Annotated in this window: 14 protein-coding genes and 2 riboswitches; of the genes, 5 read left to right on the top strand and 9 right to left on the bottom strand. The window is 66.9% G+C overall.

Features of this window, described 5'->3' with window-relative positions; translation table 11 throughout:
- Nucleotides 1-319: 319 nt before the first annotated feature.
- Complete coding sequence (locus tag A5678_RS24495) at nt 320-934, bottom strand: hypothetical protein (protein ID WP_068048220.1); 615 nt, start codon at nt 932-934, stop codon at nt 320-322.
- 32 nt (nt 935-966) lie between these two features.
- Nucleotides 967-1078: riboswitch (SAM riboswitch) on the bottom strand.
- A gap of 141 nt (nt 1079-1219) precedes the next feature.
- Between A5678_RS24495 and A5678_RS24490 the strand changes: the two genes are divergently transcribed.
- Nucleotides 1220-2746 carry an adenylate/guanylate cyclase domain-containing protein gene (locus A5678_RS24490; RefSeq protein ID WP_068048207.1) on the top strand — a complete coding sequence of 509 codons (1527 nt, stop codon included), beginning with the start codon at nt 1220-1222 and terminating at the stop codon, nt 2744-2746.
- Nucleotides 2747-2837: 91 nt separating this feature from the next.
- Here A5678_RS24490 and A5678_RS24485 read toward each other — a convergent pair whose 3' ends face one another.
- Genes A5678_RS24485 through A5678_RS24475 form a run of 3 tightly spaced genes read right to left on the bottom strand, consistent with a single transcriptional unit; the run spans nt 2838 to nt 6096 of the window.
- A complete protein-coding gene (locus A5678_RS24485) occupies nt 2838-3572 on the bottom strand; it encodes a class I SAM-dependent methyltransferase (protein ID WP_068048217.1) in 735 nt (244 codons plus the stop codon).
- A complete protein-coding gene (locus A5678_RS24480) occupies nt 3569-4705 on the bottom strand; it encodes a homoserine O-acetyltransferase (protein ID WP_068048204.1) in 1137 nt (378 codons plus the stop codon). Before A5678_RS24480 ends, A5678_RS24485 begins: the two co-directional genes overlap by 4 nt.
- A gap of 11 nt (nt 4706-4716) precedes the next feature.
- On the bottom strand, nt 4717-6096 hold the full coding sequence (locus A5678_RS24475; RefSeq protein WP_068048200.1) for a bifunctional o-acetylhomoserine/o-acetylserine sulfhydrylase: 1380 nt from the start codon (nt 6094-6096) through the stop codon (nt 4717-4719).
- A gap of 149 nt (nt 6097-6245) precedes the next feature.
- A riboswitch (SAM riboswitch) is annotated at nt 6246-6362 on the bottom strand.
- Nucleotides 6363-6509: 147 nt separating this feature from the next.
- Here A5678_RS24475 and A5678_RS24470 point away from each other — a divergent pair.
- Together A5678_RS24470 and A5678_RS24465 are read left to right on the top strand one after the other, a co-directional pair.
- Nucleotides 6510-8747 (top strand): NADP-dependent isocitrate dehydrogenase, encoded by a 2238-nt coding sequence (locus A5678_RS24470; protein WP_068048197.1) that lies wholly within the window; start codon nt 6510-6512, stop codon nt 8745-8747.
- A gap of 37 nt (nt 8748-8784) precedes the next feature.
- Nucleotides 8785-10014: an NADP-dependent isocitrate dehydrogenase gene (locus A5678_RS24465; protein WP_068048194.1), complete on the top strand. Its 1230-nt coding sequence runs from the start codon at nt 8785-8787 to the stop codon at nt 10012-10014.
- Here the strand turns inward: A5678_RS24465 and A5678_RS24460 are convergent.
- Nucleotides 10007-10804, bottom strand: a complete 798-nt coding sequence (locus tag A5678_RS24460) for an alpha/beta fold hydrolase (protein ID WP_068048214.1) — start codon at nt 10802-10804, stop codon at nt 10007-10009. The genes A5678_RS24465 and A5678_RS24460 overlap by 8 nt on opposite strands.
- Before the next feature lie 172 nt (nt 10805-10976).
- Here A5678_RS24460 and trpS point away from each other — a divergent pair, with 172 nt between their 5' ends.
- Together trpS and yhjD are read left to right on the top strand one after the other, a co-directional pair.
- Nucleotides 10977-11996 (top strand): tryptophan--tRNA ligase, encoded by a 1020-nt coding sequence (gene trpS / locus A5678_RS24455; protein WP_068048191.1) that lies wholly within the window; start codon nt 10977-10979, stop codon nt 11994-11996.
- A 7-nt stretch (nt 11997-12003) separates the two neighbouring features.
- Nucleotides 12004-13032 (top strand): inner membrane protein YhjD, encoded by a 1029-nt coding sequence (gene yhjD / locus A5678_RS24450; protein WP_068048188.1) that lies wholly within the window; start codon nt 12004-12006, stop codon nt 13030-13032.
- Here the strand turns inward: yhjD and A5678_RS24445 are convergent.
- From A5678_RS24445 to A5678_RS24430, 4 genes are all read right to left on the bottom strand, one after another.
- The gene (locus tag A5678_RS24445) at nt 13029-13376 is read right to left on the bottom strand and encodes a nuclear transport factor 2 family protein (RefSeq protein ID WP_231983754.1); all 348 of its coding nucleotides are present in this window, start codon (nt 13374-13376) and stop codon (nt 13029-13031) included. The two genes, yhjD and A5678_RS24445, sit on opposite strands and share 4 nt — an antisense overlap.
- A 23-nt stretch (nt 13377-13399) precedes the next feature.
- Entirely contained in the window at nt 13400-13768 is a 369-nt protein-coding gene (locus A5678_RS24440) for a DoxX family protein (protein WP_068048182.1), read from the bottom strand.
- 66 nt (nt 13769-13834) lie between these two features.
- Nucleotides 13835-14956, bottom strand: a complete 1122-nt coding sequence (gene nagA / locus A5678_RS24435; RefSeq protein ID WP_068048180.1) for an N-acetylglucosamine-6-phosphate deacetylase — start codon at nt 14954-14956, stop codon at nt 13835-13837.
- Nucleotides 14950-16284, bottom strand: coding sequence for a sugar porter family MFS transporter (locus tag A5678_RS24430; protein ID WP_068048177.1), 1335 nt, complete (start codon nt 16282-16284; stop codon nt 14950-14952). The genes nagA and A5678_RS24430 overlap by 7 nt, the downstream gene beginning before the upstream one ends.
- Between the last annotated feature and the right edge of the window lie 586 nt (nt 16285-16870).

The raw sequence follows: 16870 nt of genomic DNA, 5'->3' as shown, positions 1-16870 counted from the left end.
CCGCACCAACGCCAAGGGCCGAACCGAATGGATCCCACCACCCCACCTCGACAAAGGCCGACCCCGCACCAACAACTACCACCACCCCGAAAAACTCCTCCGCCACGGGGACGACGCCGATGACGACAAGGACGGCGAAGAGGACGACAGCCCGGGCGCGTCTTAATCACTGTGCGCGCCCGGCGCCCTTTCCCTAGCGCCGCGTCAAGCTCAGATGCGTGACGCCGCTATGGCTATTCACGTCTCGACCTGTTTCATGTAGTCGTACCCTCAGCTGATTCCGGCCAGGACCACCATGTCTCGGCTTACTGTCTCCGTTTTAGTCGCGCTCCAACGTCGTGGGGAGTTCGAATCCGATCAAACGGGAGAAGGCGTCCCACGATGCGCTTCGGCCGGGCACCCATTCCTGTTGCCAAACCCTCAACGGGATGTCGGCAAGCGGGTCGAACTTACGCGCCAACCGCCCGAACTCCTTTGTCTCCCAATGCCGCAGGCGGCTATCGCCTTTTGCGAACTCTGCAAGCCGGGCGATCTGCGCCTCCTGAACTTCGGGTGGTGCGCCGCCGCGGACGCCGATCCCGTTCATGAGACTGTGCCGTCCGAGGGAGAACGGGCGGAAACCCCACGCCGACTCCAGCGCCGTGTTGACGGCAAGGCAGTCGCCGCATGCCAGCCATGACCACCGCGTGGGCCCGCCTGCCGTCGCCTTAAAGCAGATGATGCACAGGTCGAGTGCACGGGATACATCCCAGCCGTCCCATCTCTCGGGCGAGTCTTCGTCGGGGCACGATTGCCAACGCCCGTGCAGCACATCGCCCCACTTGCACGTGGGCGGGACCGGGCCTCGCAGGCGCCCGCAAGGAATATGCACGGACAACTCGGTGATGCGTTCGCGTAGCGCCGCGTCGGTAGCGCTCAGCCTTCGCTCGGTCATTTTCGCCATTCCCGGCGACGCCACCCTCGGACGTCCACCACTTGCACGCGTCGCGCGCCGGCTCTTCCCCTGGGGCACCGTGCAGTGGAGGCGCGGTTGCCGGGACGGCGGGCCAGGTACCCGAACAGCCGTCCGCTCTTGAGCGATTCCAGGATAAGGCAGGCCTCCGACAGAGTTCCGCCTTTGCGGAGGGCGGCGGTTATGTCGGTGCCAGGCGGATTGCGACGTTCTGCCGGTAGTCGGAAGTATCCGCAAGTCGACGCGCTCGACGTTTAGTCTTCCGGCATGGATCGCGTTTGGCAGTGGGCGTGGGACCGGTACGGCGCGAGGTACTCGTGGGTGGTTTGGCTCGTCGCATTTGCGTCACTGTTGCCGACCTTCCTCCTTTGGTCGTTTGTTGTTGTCGCTTACGAGAAGTCAAGTCACTACGTCGAGGCTGCAGTGGTCACCGGCGCCGCCGTGGTCGTGTTGGCGTTCGTGGTGACTCTTCCCGGTGTGGGACCGATCCGTCTGGTTGAGCGGTGGGCCGCTGGCTGCGCGGTCGATCATGCAACGGCACTCACAGCGACCTACGCCTGGGCACGCGCAGCGATTGTTCGAGGGTTGTTGATCACGCCGGTTTGGGCCGTGGTGCTGTTGATTGTTGTCGGCGTGATCGCCGGGGCGAGCGGGTCGCGGCTCGTCCAGTACGGGACCTTGGCCGTGATTGTGGGAATTGCGACAAATCTCATCGGTATGCACACCGGTTTGGAGGGAGCAGTGCGACCGGCGCGGGCCGCTCTCGCGGGGGACACGGGGATTGGTGACTCCCTGCCGCGCTCCCGTCCGACTTTTGCTGCGTGGCTGAACCTCTCAATCGCTGCTTGCGTGTTCGCGTGCACCACTGGGGGCGCGATGTTGGGGGTTGTGTTGGATCGGGGCGGGGAGCTACCCGTCCTTGCCGTTGTGATCGGGGGCGCGGTGACGCTCGGCATCGGAGTACCGATCACCGTCGGTGCGGGTGTCTCGCCGTCGCTTCGGCCCATTCGCGACCTTTCCGAAGCAACTGTGCGGGTGGGGGCCGGTGATTACAGCCAACGGCTTCCGGTGGTTCAGGACGATGATTTGGGTGCGCTGTCGGCGTCGTTTAACCGTATGCAGGCGGGTTTGGCTGAGCGGCAACGACTTCAAGCCGCGTTCGGGACCTACGTTGATCCATCCCTGGCGGCGAGGCTACTTGAACAGGGTGACGATGTGTTCGCCGGGGAGCGTCGCGAGGTGACGGTGATGTTCGTCGATGTCCGTGACTTCACTCCGTTCGCGGAGGCGAACACCGCCGAGGACACAGTCGCCCGTCTCAACGCGTTGTTCGAGGTCGTGGTGCCTGCCGTCGTTGATGCCGGTGGGCATGTCAACAAGTTCCTTGGTGACGGGGCGCTGGCCGTCTTCGGCGCTCCGAATGACCTTGCGGATCACGCCGACGCCGCTGTCAATGCCGCAGTTCTGATTCAGCGCCTTGTCGCCGACCGATTCAGCGGGGAACTCCGGATCGGCATCGGAATCAACACCGGGGTGGTGATCGCCGGAACAATCGGCGGCGGGGGAAAACTCGAGTTCACCCTGATCGGCGATACCGTTAACGTCGCTGCCCGTGTCGAGCAACTCACCAAAACCACCGGCGACGCGATCCTTCTCACCCACCACACCGTCGCGGCCCTGAATGGTCGCTGGCCAGAACTCATCGACCGTGGATCCCACGCACTGAAGGGCAAGTCAGCCCCGGTGCAACTCCTCGGAATCGAACCGGGCATCGACGCAAGCCCAAGTTTTTAGAAGGTACTTTAGCGATTCGCGGACAGCCCCGCACCAACAACTTCCACCACCCCGAAAACTCCTGCGGAATGAGGATGACGATGTGCCGTAGTTACTCGGCCAAGGTCGCCCGGATGCACACGGTGACGTAGGGGAGTGCCAGCCCGGTCGAATTCGCCAGCGCCGGATGGGTGGCCAGCAACTCGCGTACCTGCTCCAATGTCCTGGTGCGGACCTCGGTCGGCGAGGTGATGCAGTAGCTACGAGACGCGACCAGGTCGATCAAGGCTTGCGGCGTAAGGTAATTCGTCCACTCGACCTGGTGGCGCTCCGGCTCGGTGAACAACTCCGACAAATTGACGTCGAAGCGGCCCCGGTCACCGTCGGAGCCGATGATGTCGCCCAGCTCCCGGACCCAGCCGAGCCGCTCGTCGCGCGTGTTCCACACCAGGCCCAGCCGGCCGCCCGGCCGCAGCACCCGGGCTATCTCGGGAATGGCGCGCTGGGGATCCACCCAATGCCACGCCTGCGCAACCAGCACGACGTCAACACTGTTGTCAGGCAACGGAATCCCCTCCGCGGTGCCCAGCAGCGCCCGGGTCTCCGGCAGGGAGGTGCGCAACACTTCCAGCATGTCGGGAATCGGGTCGACGGCCACCACGTCCAGCCCGCGCTCCACCAGCCGGGTGGTCAGCTTGCCGGTGCCCGCACCGAGGTCCAGCACCTGGCGCGCGCCGCGCGGCAATAGCCAGTCGATCGCCTCCGGGGGATAGGACGGGCGCCCCCGCTCGTAGGCTGCGGCCGCCGAACCGAACGACAGGGAGCGGTCGTGACGAGAGCGGGTCACCGCCGACACGCGCCTTCGCCGTCCGTCGAGTCGGCCAAATCCAACGTCTTGCGAATGAGCTCGCCGACCGCCTCGGACTCCACGAGGAAGCCGTCGTGCCCGCAGATGGATTCGACAACGTGCAGACGGTTGCAGCCCGGGAGCAGCTCGGCCAGCTCCTCCTGCAATCGCAGCGGGTAGAGCCGGTCGGAGGTGATGCCGCCGACCACGGCCGGCACCGGGCAACCGGTCAGGGCCTTGCGCACCCCGCCGCGGCCGCGGCCGACGTCGTGGCTGTTCAGCGCCTCGGTCAGCGCCACGTAGCTGCCCGCGTCAAAGCGGGCCAGCAGCTTGTCGCCCTGATGTTCCAGATAGCTCTGCACGGCATACCGGCTGTCCTCGACACCCTGCTTGTCGTTGCTGAACCGGGTGTCGAGCTCCGCTTCCCCGCGGTAGGTCAGGTGGGCAAAGCGGCGCGCGATGGTCAGGCCGGTGTCCGGTGTGCGGCCGGTGCCGTGGTAGTCGCCGCCCTGCCAGTTCGGGTCGGCCTTGATGGCCGCGATCTGCGTGGTCTGCGTGCCGATCTGGTCCGCGGTCGCCCGCGCGCCGACCGCCAGCAGCAGGCCGGCCCGGACGCGGCTGGGGTGTCCGACCATCCACTCCAAAGCCCTTGCGCCGCCCATGGATCCGCCGACCACCGCGGCCACCTCCTCGATCCCGAGTGCGGCCAGCGCGATGATATCGGCCTCCACCTGGTCGCGCACCGAAATCATCGGAAACCTTGAGCCCCAAGGCTTTCCGTCCCGGGCCAGCGAGCCCGGTCCGGTCGAACCGCGGCAACCGCCCAGCACGTTGGTGGCGACGGCGCACCAGCGGTCGGTGTCGATCGGAGCGCCCGGCCCGGCCACCCCGTCCCACCAGCCGCCGGTGGGATGTCCGGGTCCGGCGGGGCCGGTGATGTGCGAGTCGCCGGTCAGCGCGTGCAGCACCACCACGACGTTGTCGCGGGTCGGCGACAGCTCACCCCAGCGCTGAACGGCGATGCAGACATCCTCGATCACCGCGCCACTCTCGGTGGTCAGCGAGCCGATGTGCACAAGGCCGATCTCGCCTTCGGCGGGCAGCGTCTGCGTGGGGACGTCTGAGATCGTCATCGCCGGGGTCCTTAGAACGCCGCCACGGCCTGCGGGTCGGCGCCCGAGGTTTGCGCGTCCGCACCGTATTTGCGCGCCGCGGCGAAGCCGAGTTCCAGGTCGGCCAGGATGTCGTCGATGCCCTCGATGCCGACGGCCAGCCGCACCAGCCCCGGGCTCACGCCGGTGCTCAGCTGCTCCTGCGGGCTCAGCTGCGCGTGGGTGGTGGACGCCGGATGGATCACCAGCGAGCGCACGTCGCCGATGTTGGCGACGTGGCTGTGCAACTTCAGCGCGTTGACGAACGCCTTGCCGGCCTCGACGCCGCCGGCCAGCTCGAAGGCCAGGACCGCGCCGGTTCCCTTTGGCGCCAACTTCTTTGCCCGCTCGTACCACGGCGAGCCCGGCAGCCCCGCGTAGTTGACCGACAACACGCCGTCGTGGCCGGCGAGGTACTCGGCCACGCGTTGCGCGTTGGCGACGTGGCGCTCCATGCGCAGGCTCAGCGTCTCGATGCCCTGGGCCACCAGGAACGCGTTGAACGGTGAAGCGGCCGACCCGAGGTCGCGCAGCAGCTGCACCCGCGCCTTCAGCGCGTACGCCGGCGGGCCGAGCTCGGCGAACACCACGCCGTGGTAGCTCGGGTCGGGCGTGGTGAATCCGGGGAAGCGACCCTGCGTCCAGTCGAACGTGCCGCCGTCGACGATGACGCCGGCGATCGCCGAGCCGTGCCCGCCGAGGTACTTGGTGGCCGAGTGCACAACGATGTCGGCGCCGTGCGAAAGCGGCTGGATCAGATAGGGCGTGGCGATGGTGTTGTCGACGATCAGCGGTATCCCGTTGCCGTGGGCGATGCCGGCCACCCCGGGGATGTCCAGCAGGTCGATCTGCGGGTTGGAGATGGTCTCGCCGAAGAACGCCTTGGTGTTCGGTCGCACCGCCGCCTGCCAGGAATCCAGGTCGTCGGGGTCGTCGACGAAGGTGACCTCGATGCCGAGCTTGGCCAGCGAATAGTGGAACAGGTTGTAGGTGCCGCCGTAGAGCCGCGGGCTGGAGACGATGTGATCCCCGGCACACGCGAGGTTCAATATGGCGAAGGTCTCAGCGGCCTGCCCGGAGCTCAGGAAGAGCGCGGCCACACCGCCCTCGAGCGCGGCGATGCGTTGCTCGACGACGTCGGTGGTCGGGTTGCCGATCCGGGTGTAGATGTTGCCCGGAACCTCCAGCCCGAACAAGGCGGCGGCGTGGGTGGTGTCGTCGAACGTGTAGGACGTGGTCTGGTAGATCGGCAGGGCGCGGGCGTTGGTCGCCGGGTCCGGGTGCTGACCGGCGTGCACCTGCTTGGTCTCGAACGACCACCGCGCGGTCGGGTCGGCGTCGTCGTTGCTGGTGGAACTGTTGTCGGGGCTCACGTGGGTTTGCTTTCTGCTTCGGGATTGGCGAATCGGGTATCGGGATTGCGGGTTAGCAGCGCGACACGATCCGACACATGGGCCGATCCGAAGGAGCTGGATATGTGCACATCACGTCTTCCCCTCTAGTCAGGGGTCCGTATATGGCGGACCCGCGCTTGCCGCGCAGCCTGTGGCTACTAGACCTGGTCATCACCCGGGGCACCCCACCGCGGTTGGAGGGTTGCCGGCCAGCAAGCCGGGGCTTGATGCTGGCGCTCATGACCAATACGAAGATTAGCTTACTGTGCCGACTTCGTGCCAATGGCAGGTCGACACCTGCCCAAACGCCCTTGATAACGTGGCAGGAAGAACGCTGAGCCCCCCAGAGATCTGACCGAAATTCGAAGGTTTTCCACGCCGGGAGAGGGACCGTGAGCGCCGAACAGCCGACCGTCATCTACACACTGACCGACGAGGCGCCGTTGCTGGCGACCTACGCGTTCCTCCCGATCGTGCGCGCCTTCGCCGAGCCGGCGGGCATCCAGATCAAGACCAGCGACATCTCCCTCGCGGCCCGGATCCTCGCCGAGTTCGGAGAACACCTGACCGAAGAGCAGCGGGTTCCGGACAACCTGGGGGAGCTGGGCCGGCTGACCAAGCTGGCCGACACCAACATCATCAAGCTGCCGAACATCAGCGCCTCGGTGCCCCAGCTGATCGCCGCCGTCAAAGAGCTGCAGGGCAAAGGCTTCAAGATTCCGGACTTCCCGCAGAGCCCGAAGACCGACGAGGAGAAGGAAATCCGCGCCCGCTACGGCAAATGCCTGGGCAGCGCGGTCAATCCCGTGCTGCGACAAGGGAACTCGGACCGGCGCGCGCCCAAGGCCGTCAAGGAGTACGCGCGCAAGCACCCGCACAGCATGGGGGCGTGGTCGCCGGCCTCGCGCACCCATGTCGCGACCATGCGGCACGGCGACTTCTACCACGGTGAGAAGTCGATGACGCTGGACCGCGCGCGCAACGTGAAGATGGTGCTTCAGACCGAGGGCGGGAAGACCCTCGAGCTCAAGCCCAAGGTCGAGCTGCTCGAAGGCGACGTCATCGACAGCATGTTCATGAGCAAGAAGGCCCTGGTCGAGTTCTACGAGGAAGAGATGGAGGACGCCTACGAGACCGGCGTGATGTTCTCGCTGCACGTCAAGGCGACGATGATGAAGGTCTCGCACCCCATCGTCTTCGGCCACGCCGTCAAGGTGTTCTACAAGGACGCCTTCGCCAAGCACCAGGAGCTCTTCGACGAACTCGGCGTCGACGTCAACAACGGATTGGTCGATCTCTACAGCAAGATCGAGTCGCTGCCCGCGTCGCTGCACGAGGAGATCATCCGCGACCTGCACGCCTGCCACGAACACCGCCCCGAACTGGCGATGGTCGATTCGGCCAAGGGCATCACCAACTTTCATTCGCCCAGCGACGTGATCGTAGACGCGTCGATGCCGGCGATGATCCGCGCGGGCGGCAAGATGTGGGGCGCCGACGGACGGCAGAAGGACACCAAGGCCGTCAACCCCGAGTCGACTTTCTCCCGCATCTACCAAGAGATCATCAACTTCTGTAAAACTCACGGGCAGTTCGACCCGACGACGATGGGCACCGTCCCCAACGTCGGCCTGATGGCGCAGCAGGCCGAGGAGTACGGGTCGCACGACAAGACGTTCGAGGTGCCCGAAGACGGTGTCGCCAACATCGTCGACCTCGACACCGGGGAAGTGCTGCTCACCCAGAACGTCGAGGCCGGCGACATCTGGCGGATGCCGATCGTCACGGACGAAGCGATACGCGACTGGGTCAAGCTGGCCGTCAACCGGGCGCGCAACTCGGGCATGACGGCGGTGTTCTGGCTGGACACCGAACGGCCGCACGAGGTGGAGCTGCGCACGAAGGTCAAGGAGTACCTCAAGGAGCACGACACCGAGGGCCTGCAAATCCAGATCATGCCGCAGGTGTGGGCCATGCGGTACACGCTGGAGCGCGCGATGCGCGGGCAGGACACCATCGCCGCGACCGGAAACATCCTGCGTGACTACCTCACCGACCTGTTCCCGATCCTCGAGCTGGGCACCAGCGCCAAGATGCTGTCCATCGTGCCGTTGATGGCCGGCGGCGGAATGTACGAAACGGGCGCGGGCGGTTCGGCGCCCAAGCACGTCCACCAACTCGTCGAGGAGAATCACCTGCGCTGGGATTCCCTCGGTGAATTCCTTGCGCTGGGAGCGTGTTTCGAAGACATCGGGATCAAGACCCACAACCAGCGGGCCAAGATCCTGGGCAAGACGCTGGACGCCGCGATCGGCAAGCTGCTGGAGAACAACAAGAGCCCGTCGCGCAAGGCCGGCGAACTCGACAATCGCGGCAGCCAGTTCTACCTGGCGCTGTACTGGGCCTCCGAACTCGCGCAATCCGACGACGCAGAGCTGCGCGAGCACTTCGCCGCGCTGGCCAAGTCGTTGGGCGAGCAGGAGGACACCATCGTGGCCGAGCTCGCCGAGGCGCAGGGCGAGGCGGTCGATATCGGTGGCTACTACTACCCGGACAGCGAGAAGACGACCGCAGTGATGCGGCCGAGCAAGACGTTCAATGAAGCGCTAGCCGCTTCGCAAGGCTCTTGAGGTCAAGGGCCGCTTAGAGGAAGAAGTCGGGCTCGATATGGCAGACGAACACAAGATCAAAGTCAAAGGGCCCATCGTCGAGCTCGACGGTGACGAGATGACCCGCGTCATCTGGAAGTTCATCAAGGACATGCTGATCCTGCCGCATCTCGACATCAATCTGGACTACTACGACCTGGGCATCGAAAACCGCGACCGCACCAACGACCAGGTGACTATCGACGCCGCCTATGCCATCAAGAAGCACGGGGTGGGCGTCAAGTGCGCCACCATCACCCCCGACGAGGCCCGCGTCTCCGAATTCAACCTGAAGAAGATGTGGCTGTCCCCCAACGGCACCATCCGGAATATCCTGGGCGGCACCATCTTTCGCGAGCCGATCGTGATCTCCAACGTGCCCCGCCTGGTGCCGGGCTGGACCAAGCCGATCGTCATCGGCCGCCACGCCTTCGGTGACCAGTACCGGGCGACGAACTTCAAGGTCGACAAGCCGGGCACCGTCTCGATCACGTTCACGCCGTCGGACGGCAGCAAGCCGATGGTGCACGAGGTGGTGTCCATCCCCGACGACGGCGGTGTCGTGATGGGGATGTACAACTTCAAGGAATCAGTCCGGGATTTCGCGCGCGCCTCGCTGGCCTACGGCCTGAACGCCAAGTGGCCGGTATACCTGTCCACCAAGAACACCATCCTCAAGGCCTACGACGGCATGTTCAAGGACGAGTTCCAGCGCATCTACGACGAGGAGTTCAAGGACAAGTTCGAGGCCGAGGGGCTGACCTACGAGCACCGGCTGATCGACGACATGGTCGCCGCCTGCCTCAAGTGGGAGGGCGGCTACGTGTGGGCCTGTAAGAACTACGACGGGGACGTCCAGTCCGACCTAGTCGCGCAGGGCTACGGATCCCTGGGGCTGATGACGTCGGTGCTGATGACCGCCGACGGCAAGACGGTCGAGGCCGAGGCCGCGCACGGCACCGTCACCCGGCACTTCCGGCAGTACCAGGCCGGCAAGCCGACCTCGACGAACCCGATCGCCTCGATTTTCGCCTGGACGCGTGGGCTGGCCCACCGCGGCAAGCTCGACGGCACCCCCGAGGTGATCGAGTTCGCGCAGACGCTGGAAACCGTGGTCGTCGAGACGGTGGAGAGCGGGAAGATGACCAAAGACCTGGCCATCCTCATCGGTCCGGACCAGGAATGGCAACGGAGCGAGGAGTTCCTCGACTCGATCGCCGAGAACCTGGAGAAGAAGCTGGCTAACTAGCCGACGGGTTGGCGCCCCGGTGCGCCGGGTTGCACTCGTCGAGGAAGTCGGTGATCAGTTCGGCGACGCGCTCCGGCGCCTCGAACATCGGGATGTGCCCCACGCCGTCGAGCTTGGTGACCTGGTGGTCGTCGGGCAAATGGGTGGTGAAATGCCGGCTGAACCTGGGTGCGGGCACAATCCGGTCCTTCTCGCAGATGACCAGGTGCGCCGGGACGGCGTTTTCGGCCAGCTCCTGCAGGCCGTGCAGCAACAGCGACTTGACCAGCAGCTGGAAGTAGGCCGGGCAGTGGGCGACGTCGTCGATGCAGTCGAGCAGCTGCTCGTCGGTGACCCCCTCAGGCGTTGCGCTGATCGCGTAGGTGGCCAGCTGGCGGCTGAACGGCAGGCGCATCACCTTCGGGCCGAACAGCCAGGCCAGCACCAGCAGCGGAATGCCCAGGATGAACTTGGCGATCACCTCGAACTTGGCCGGGCTCCACCGCGTCCACCCGCCGGCCGGGGCGATGCCCATCACGCTGCGCGCCCGCCCGCGCCGCTCGAGCTCGAACGCGACCCAACCGCCCAGCGAGTTGCCGACGATGTGGGCGGTATCCCAGCCCATCTCGTCCATCTGGTGCTCCACATGGTCCGCCAGCACCGCCGAGGACAGGAACCAGGTGCCCGCGGGCGGACCGCCGTTGTGGCCGGCCATGGTCGGGGCGAAGACCTCATACCGCCCGGTGTCGGCCAACCGCCGGGCGACGTCCTCCCATACCGCCTGGGACAGCAGGAAGGGGTGCAGCAACAGAACCGGCTCTCCCGAACCGAGGTGGATCGGTGGCCGCGTCCCCGTGTTGGCGTTCGTCCTCTGGCTCCCCATACCGCCGAGATTAAAGCCGGTACCGCCGGTACCGCAAGCGAACGGCGCGGGCCCCCGTCTGTGCAGAACCGGCGGCTCCGCGTGAAAAGATCGGTGCATCATGAGCACCGCTACCGGATCCCGCCGGATTTTTTCCGGCGTGCAGCCCACCTCCGATTCGCTTCACCTGGGAAACGCCTTGGGCGCCATCACCCAGTGGGTCGCGCTGCAGGACGATCACGAGCCCTTCTTCTGCGTGGTCGACCTGCACGCCATCACCATCCCCCAGGATCCCGACGCGCTGCGCCGCCGGACCCTGGCCACGGCCGCCCAATACCTGGCGCTGGGTATCGACCCGGCTCGCAGCACCATCTTCGTGCAGAGCCACGTGCCCGCCCACTCCCAGCTGGCCTGGGTGCTGGGTTGCTTCACCGGCTTCGGGCAGGCCTCGCGGATGACGCAGTTCAAAGACAAGTCGACCCGCCAGGGCGGCGACTCCACCACCGTGGGCCTATTCACCTATCCGGTGCTGCAGGCCGCCGACGTCCTGGCCTACGACGCCGAGCTGGTGCCGGTGGGCGAGGACCAGCGTCAGCATCTCGAGCTGGCGCGCGACGTGGCGCAACGGTTCAACAGCCGGTTCCCCGACACGTTCGTGGTTCCCGACCTGCTGATCCCCAAGGCCACCGCCAAGATCTACGACCTGCAAGACCCGACTTCGAAGATGAGCAAGTCGGCGGCCACCGATGCCGGCTTGATCAACCTGCTCGACGATCCCGCCGCCTCCGCGAAGAAGATTCGGTCGGCGGTCACCGACAGCGAGCGCGAGATCCGCTTCGACGCCGACGCCAAGCCGGGCGTGTCGAATCTGCTGACCATCCAGTCCGCGGTCACCGGCGTCAGCATCGACAAGCTCGTGGAGGGTTACGCCGGGCGGGGCTACGGCGACCTGAAGAAGGAGACCGCCGAGGCGGTCGTCGAGTTCGTCAGCCCGATCAAGGCCCGCGTCGACGAATTGCTGGCCGACCCAGCCGAATTGGAGGGGATCCTGGCGGCCGGGGCCCAGCGGGCCGAGGATGTGGCGGGCAAAACCGTTCGGCGGGTCTACGATCGGTTAGGTTTCCTTCCGCAGCGAGGATGAGTTCACCATGAGCGAGCCGGCCAAGGCGGGCGCCCTCGACCGGCTGCGGGCGAAATACGGATGGCTCGACCACGTCCTGCGCGCCTATCAGCGCTTCGACGACCGCAGCGGCGGGTTCTTCGCGGCCGGCCTCACCTATTACACGATCTTCGCGCTATTCCCTTTGCTGATGGTCGGTTTCGCGGCCTTCGGGTTCATCCTGGTGCGGCGGCCGGAGCTGCTGAAAACCATCGACGACCACATCCGGTCCCAGGTGACCGGCGCGCTGGGCGACCAGCTGCTCGACTTGATGAACTCGGCGATCGAGGCGCGGGCGTCGGTGGGTGTCATCGGCCTGGCCACCGCGGTCTGGGCGGGCCTGGGCTGGATAGCGCATCTGCGCCAGGCGTTGACGGAGATGTGGTGGGACGAACGCATCGAGTCGCCGGGTTTCGTGCGCAACAAGCTCTCCGATCTGCTGGCCATGCTGGGGACGTTCGCGGTGATCGTGGCCACCGTCGGCCTGACCACCGTCGGCCATGATGCACCGCTGGCCGCGCTGCTGAAATGGCTTGGTGTTCCGCAGCTTACGGTCTTGGATTGGCTCTTCTGGGTGTTGTCGATCGTGATCTCGACGGCCATCTCGTGGTTGCTGTTCACCTGGATGATCGCCCGGCTGCCGCGCGAGAAGGTCAGCCTGGCCGATTCGGCGCGCGGCGCGCTGATGGCGGCGGTCGGGTTCGAGGCGTTCAAGCAGGTGGGTTCGATCTATCTGCGGGTGGTGTTGCGAAGCCCCGCGGGCGCGACGTTCGGCCCGGTGCTGGGTTTGATGGTGTTCGCCTACATCACCTCCTATCTCGTGCTGTTCTGTACGGCGTGGGCGGCGACGGCGTCCGACCACCCGCGCAGCCGCCACGCCGCACCGCCCGCGCCGGCGATCATCGCCCCGCGCGTGCAACTCGACGAGGGGATCAGCACGCGACAGACCCTGACCGCGATGGCGATGGGGGCCGTTGGGGCGCTGGCCCTTTCCCGCGTCACCCGGCGGCTGCGCTAGCCGCCCAGGGCCGTGCGCATCCGTTCGGCGAACACCGTGGCCGCCCTCAGCGGGCGGACCATCACGGTGATCTCGTCGATGAGGCCGTCCTCGCGCATGTGCACGAAGTCGCAGCCCTGGATTTCGAGGTCCGCAACGGCGGCCCTGAACATGAGCGCGTGATCGCCGGTGCCCACACTGGAAAGCTCCTTTTCGAAGCGAAAGCCCCTCAGCACCTGGGCGACAGCGGAGACGATGGTTGCGATCACGTCCGGCCCCCGGTAGGGACGGTGCGCGATGGGGCTGTGCAGCACCGCGTCGGGGGCGAACAGGCTTCCGATGCGGTCGAATTCACCGGCTTCCACGGCGCGACGGAACGGGTGGCCGCTCACAGTCCGAGCGCCCTGCCAGTGGCGACGGTGACAGCGGCGGCGAAGATCGCGCCGGTCGCGGCGACGTTGCGTGGTTCGCGAAGGTACGCGTGCGAGCCGATGGCGCCCACCATGACGATCGCGAACCCGAAAGCCGCCAGCGGGGTGAGAAACGCGGCGATACCGACCAGCCTGGGCAACACAATGCCGATGGCGCCCAGCAATTCACAGAACGCGGTGATACGGATCACCGGCAGCGGGAACGGCGTGACGCCCGTTTGTCCGCTGGCGATAAGCCGCTCTTTCGGTTGACTGATCTTGGCCAGGCCCGACGCGGTAAAGACCGCGGCGAGCGTTACCTGCAACGTCCATAGCAACAGATTCATCGTGACCTCCCACGTCGATGGCTATTCACCTCTATGACGCGGCAGGGCCGCATGATGTGACACCGACTAGGTAGGCACCCGCCAGTCGCCCCGGACCATCACCGCGGCCACCCGCAGATCGCTGTCCAGCACAACGAGATTGGCGTCGTAGCCGGCGCGCAGGCTGCCCACCCGCTCGAGGCCGAGCGCCCGCGCCGGCGTCGCCGACGTCGTCTGCGCCGCCACGGCGAGTCCGGCATCTGCATGCACGGCGCGGAACAGCCGGTCCATGGTGGCGGTGCTGCCCGCGATCGCCGACGTCCCGCGCACCCGCGCCACACCGGACACCACATCGATGGCCACCGCGCCGAGGCGGAACGCCCCGTCGTCGCGGCCGGCCGCCGCGATGGCGTCGGTGACCACGGCGACCCGGTCCGGCCCGGTCGCCCCGATCACCGCACGCACGACGGCCGGATGCACGTGCACGCCGTCGGCGATCAGTTCGACGGTGACTCCCGGGTGGCGCAGCAGGGCGAGCACGGGCCCCGGCTCGCGATGGTGCAGCGGCGGCATCGCGTTGCAGAGGTGGGTGCCCACGGTGGCGCCCAGCGCGATGGCGTGCTCGGTCTCCTCGTAGGTGGCGTCCGTATGCCCAACCGCCACAACCACTCCGGCGCCGAGAAAGTGCCGGATCGCCTCGTCGGCCCCCGGCAGCTCGGGCGCCAGGGTGACCATCCGGATCGCGCCGCCGCCGGCGTCGAGCACGGCGTCGATCTCGGCCAGGTCCGGGTCGCGCAGCTGGGCCGGGTCGTGCGCCCCGCAGCGGGCCCGGCTCAGCCACGGCCCCTCCAGGTGGATGCCCGCGACCGTGCCGCGCCGGGCGGCTTCGGCGAGCGCGCGCACGCCGGCGAGCAACTCGGCGGGCGAGGCGGTCACCAGGCTGGCGAGCGTCGTTGTGGTGCCGTGCCGCAGATGGAATTCGGCCGCCCCGGTGATGCCGTCGCGGTCGGTGTAGGAGGCGCCGCCGCCACCGTGCACGTGCATGTCGATGAAGCCGGGCACCACGGTGCCGTCGGGGAAGTCCGTGTCGGCCGGGCGGGGCGGGGCCCCCGCGCCGCAGGCAACGATCCGTGCGCCGTCCGTCCCCAGCCAGCCGGGCCGGCGGACCTGCCCGTCGAGCACCATGGTGCCGGCGGCGATCATTACCATCGGCCGCCGTTCTCCCAGAAGTGCCGGATTTCCTCCAGCTGGCGTCCCTTGGTCTCGGGCGCAAACCGGTACACGACCACGAACGCGACTATCGCCAGGGCGGCGAACACCGCGAAAGTGCCTGCGCCACCCAGGGAATGCAGCATGGTCAGGAACACCGCGGCGATGATCGCGTTGGCCACCAGGTTGGAGGTGAGCATGGTGCTCGACCCGATGGACCGCAACCGGGACGGGAAGCTCTCGCTGGCGTACACCCAGCCCAGGGAGCCGAATCCCATGGTGTAGCCGATGATGAACAGCAGTATGCCGCCGAAGCCGAGTGCCGCACCGCCGATGCCCCGCCCGAAGACGCCCATCAGCACGACGTCGGCGGCGATCATCATGGCGATGCCGGACAACAGGATTGGGCGCCGGCCCACCCGGTCGACGAGCAGCAGCGACGCCCCCACCGCCGCCAGCCCGGCGATCTGGACCAAGGCCGGCAGCGCCAGCAGCGCGAAGTTGCCCGTGAAGCCCATCGCTGCGAATATCCGTGGGCTGTAATAGATGATCGCGTTGATGCCGGTGATCTGGATCAGGAAGCCGAGCGTGACCACGAAGGCGGTGGCCCGCGAATACGGCGGGCGCAGCATCTCGGACCAGCCGCCGCTCCCTTCGCTCAGCGCGCGGCCGATCTCGGCGAGCTCCGCGTCGACCCGGGCGTCGGGCTCCACGCGCAGCAACGCCCTGCGAGCCTCGTCGGGCCGGCCCTTCAGCACATACCACCGCGCCGTGTCGGGCGCCCGAATCAGCAACGGGAGCAACAACATCGCGGGGACTGTGGCCAGCCCCAGCATCCAGCGCCAGCTGTGGGTTCCGGCCAGCAGGTAACCGGTCAGATAGCCGACGATGAGCCCGCTGACGATGGCCAATTGATACGCGGTCAGCAGCGACCCGCGCACCGCCGTCGGCGCCGATTCCGCGACGTATACCGGCACGACCACCACCGCCACGCCGAGGGTCAGGCCCAGCAGAAGCCGCGCGGCCAACAGCATGGTCAGCGAGACCGAGAGCGCACCGAGCAGCGCGAACCCCGCGTAGGCGACCAGCAGCAGCACCACCGACTTCTTGCGCCCGATCGCGTTGGCCAGCACGCCCGCACCGAGCGCACCGACGATCTGGCCGAGCACCACCATCGTCGTCAGCAGTTCCTGTTGCCGCGTGGACAGGCCGAAGTCTTCAGTGACGTACAGCTGCGCGCCGGCGATGATGGACAGGTCGTAGCCGTAGATGATGCCGATGCTGGCGGCGGTCAGCCCGACCAGCAATCCCCGCCCGGCTTCGGTCATCTCGGTGAGTCTAGTGTTGCGGCCCCGCGCCTATTCGGCCCCGGCGTCTCGCGGCGCCGGTGCTATCTTGGGCGCGTGCACCTCGGACCGCGGGATCTCTAGATCGTGCGGCGCAACCGACTTCGATTGCGGTGGGCGGCAGTCGCGGCAATCGCCCTTCTGGCGCCGCTTGCCCTCACGCACTGCCCGCGCACACTCGGAGCGTTGACCACCGTCGCCGCCGTGCACCATGAATCCACACGGGCCGCGGTCCCGGTCGGTGAGCAGCCGATTGCCCACTCGCGCGCGGAGTCGACGCAGCACAAGGCCACCCCCGGCGAGCTCTGCCGCAGCGGCGATTTCACCCTAGTTGCGAGTGGTTCGCCGTCCGGCACCGATGACACACCGAGCACGCCGGCCGTCGGTTTCGCCCAGGGGATCGATATCTCAGCGGGTGCCGCCAGAGCACCTCCGCCAAGGTTTGCGTACGGTCCGCGTGTTCTCGGCGGACGCGCTCGCCTTCATCTGCTCTGCTTGCTCCGGCGCTGAGGGATACCTCGTCGCCGAAGTGAATGGTGCTCCTCGCAACCGCGGATAGAGCTCGCCA

Origin of the sequence: Mycobacterium sp. E2733, from assembly GCF_001667585.1 — a bacterium.
Classification (GTDB): Bacteria; Actinomycetota; Actinomycetes; order Mycobacteriales; family Mycobacteriaceae; genus Mycobacterium.
Note: the sequence above shows the minus strand (reverse complement) of the source record. Positions and strands in the feature narration are given on the sequence as shown.

Coding starts and splice junctions, on each gene's coding strand:
- A5678_RS24495 (WP_068048220.1), bottom strand. CDS start 934: ATGACCGAGCGAAGGCTGAGCGCTACCGACGCGGCGCTACGCGAACGC.
- A5678_RS24490 (WP_068048207.1), top strand. CDS start 1,220: ATGGATCGCGTTTGGCAGTGGGCGTGGGACCGGTACGGCGCGAGGTAC.
- A5678_RS24480 (WP_068048204.1), bottom strand. CDS start 4,705: ATGACGATCTCAGACGTCCCCACGCAGACGCTGCCCGCCGAAGGCGAG.
- A5678_RS24465 (WP_068048194.1), top strand. CDS start 8,785: ATGGCAGACGAACACAAGATCAAAGTCAAAGGGCCCATCGTCGAGCTC.
- trpS (WP_068048191.1), top strand. CDS start 10,977: ATGAGCACCGCTACCGGATCCCGCCGGATTTTTTCCGGCGTGCAGCCC.
- yhjD (WP_068048188.1), top strand. CDS start 12,004: ATGAGCGAGCCGGCCAAGGCGGGCGCCCTCGACCGGCTGCGGGCGAAA.
- A5678_RS24440 (WP_068048182.1), bottom strand. CDS start 13,768: ATGAATCTGTTGCTATGGACGTTGCAGGTAACGCTCGCCGCGGTCTTT.
- nagA (WP_068048180.1), bottom strand. CDS start 14,956: ATGGTAATGATCGCCGCCGGCACCATGGTGCTCGACGGGCAGGTCCGC.
- A5678_RS24430 (WP_068048177.1), bottom strand. CDS start 16,284: ATGACCGAAGCCGGGCGGGGATTGCTGGTCGGGCTGACCGCCGCCAGC.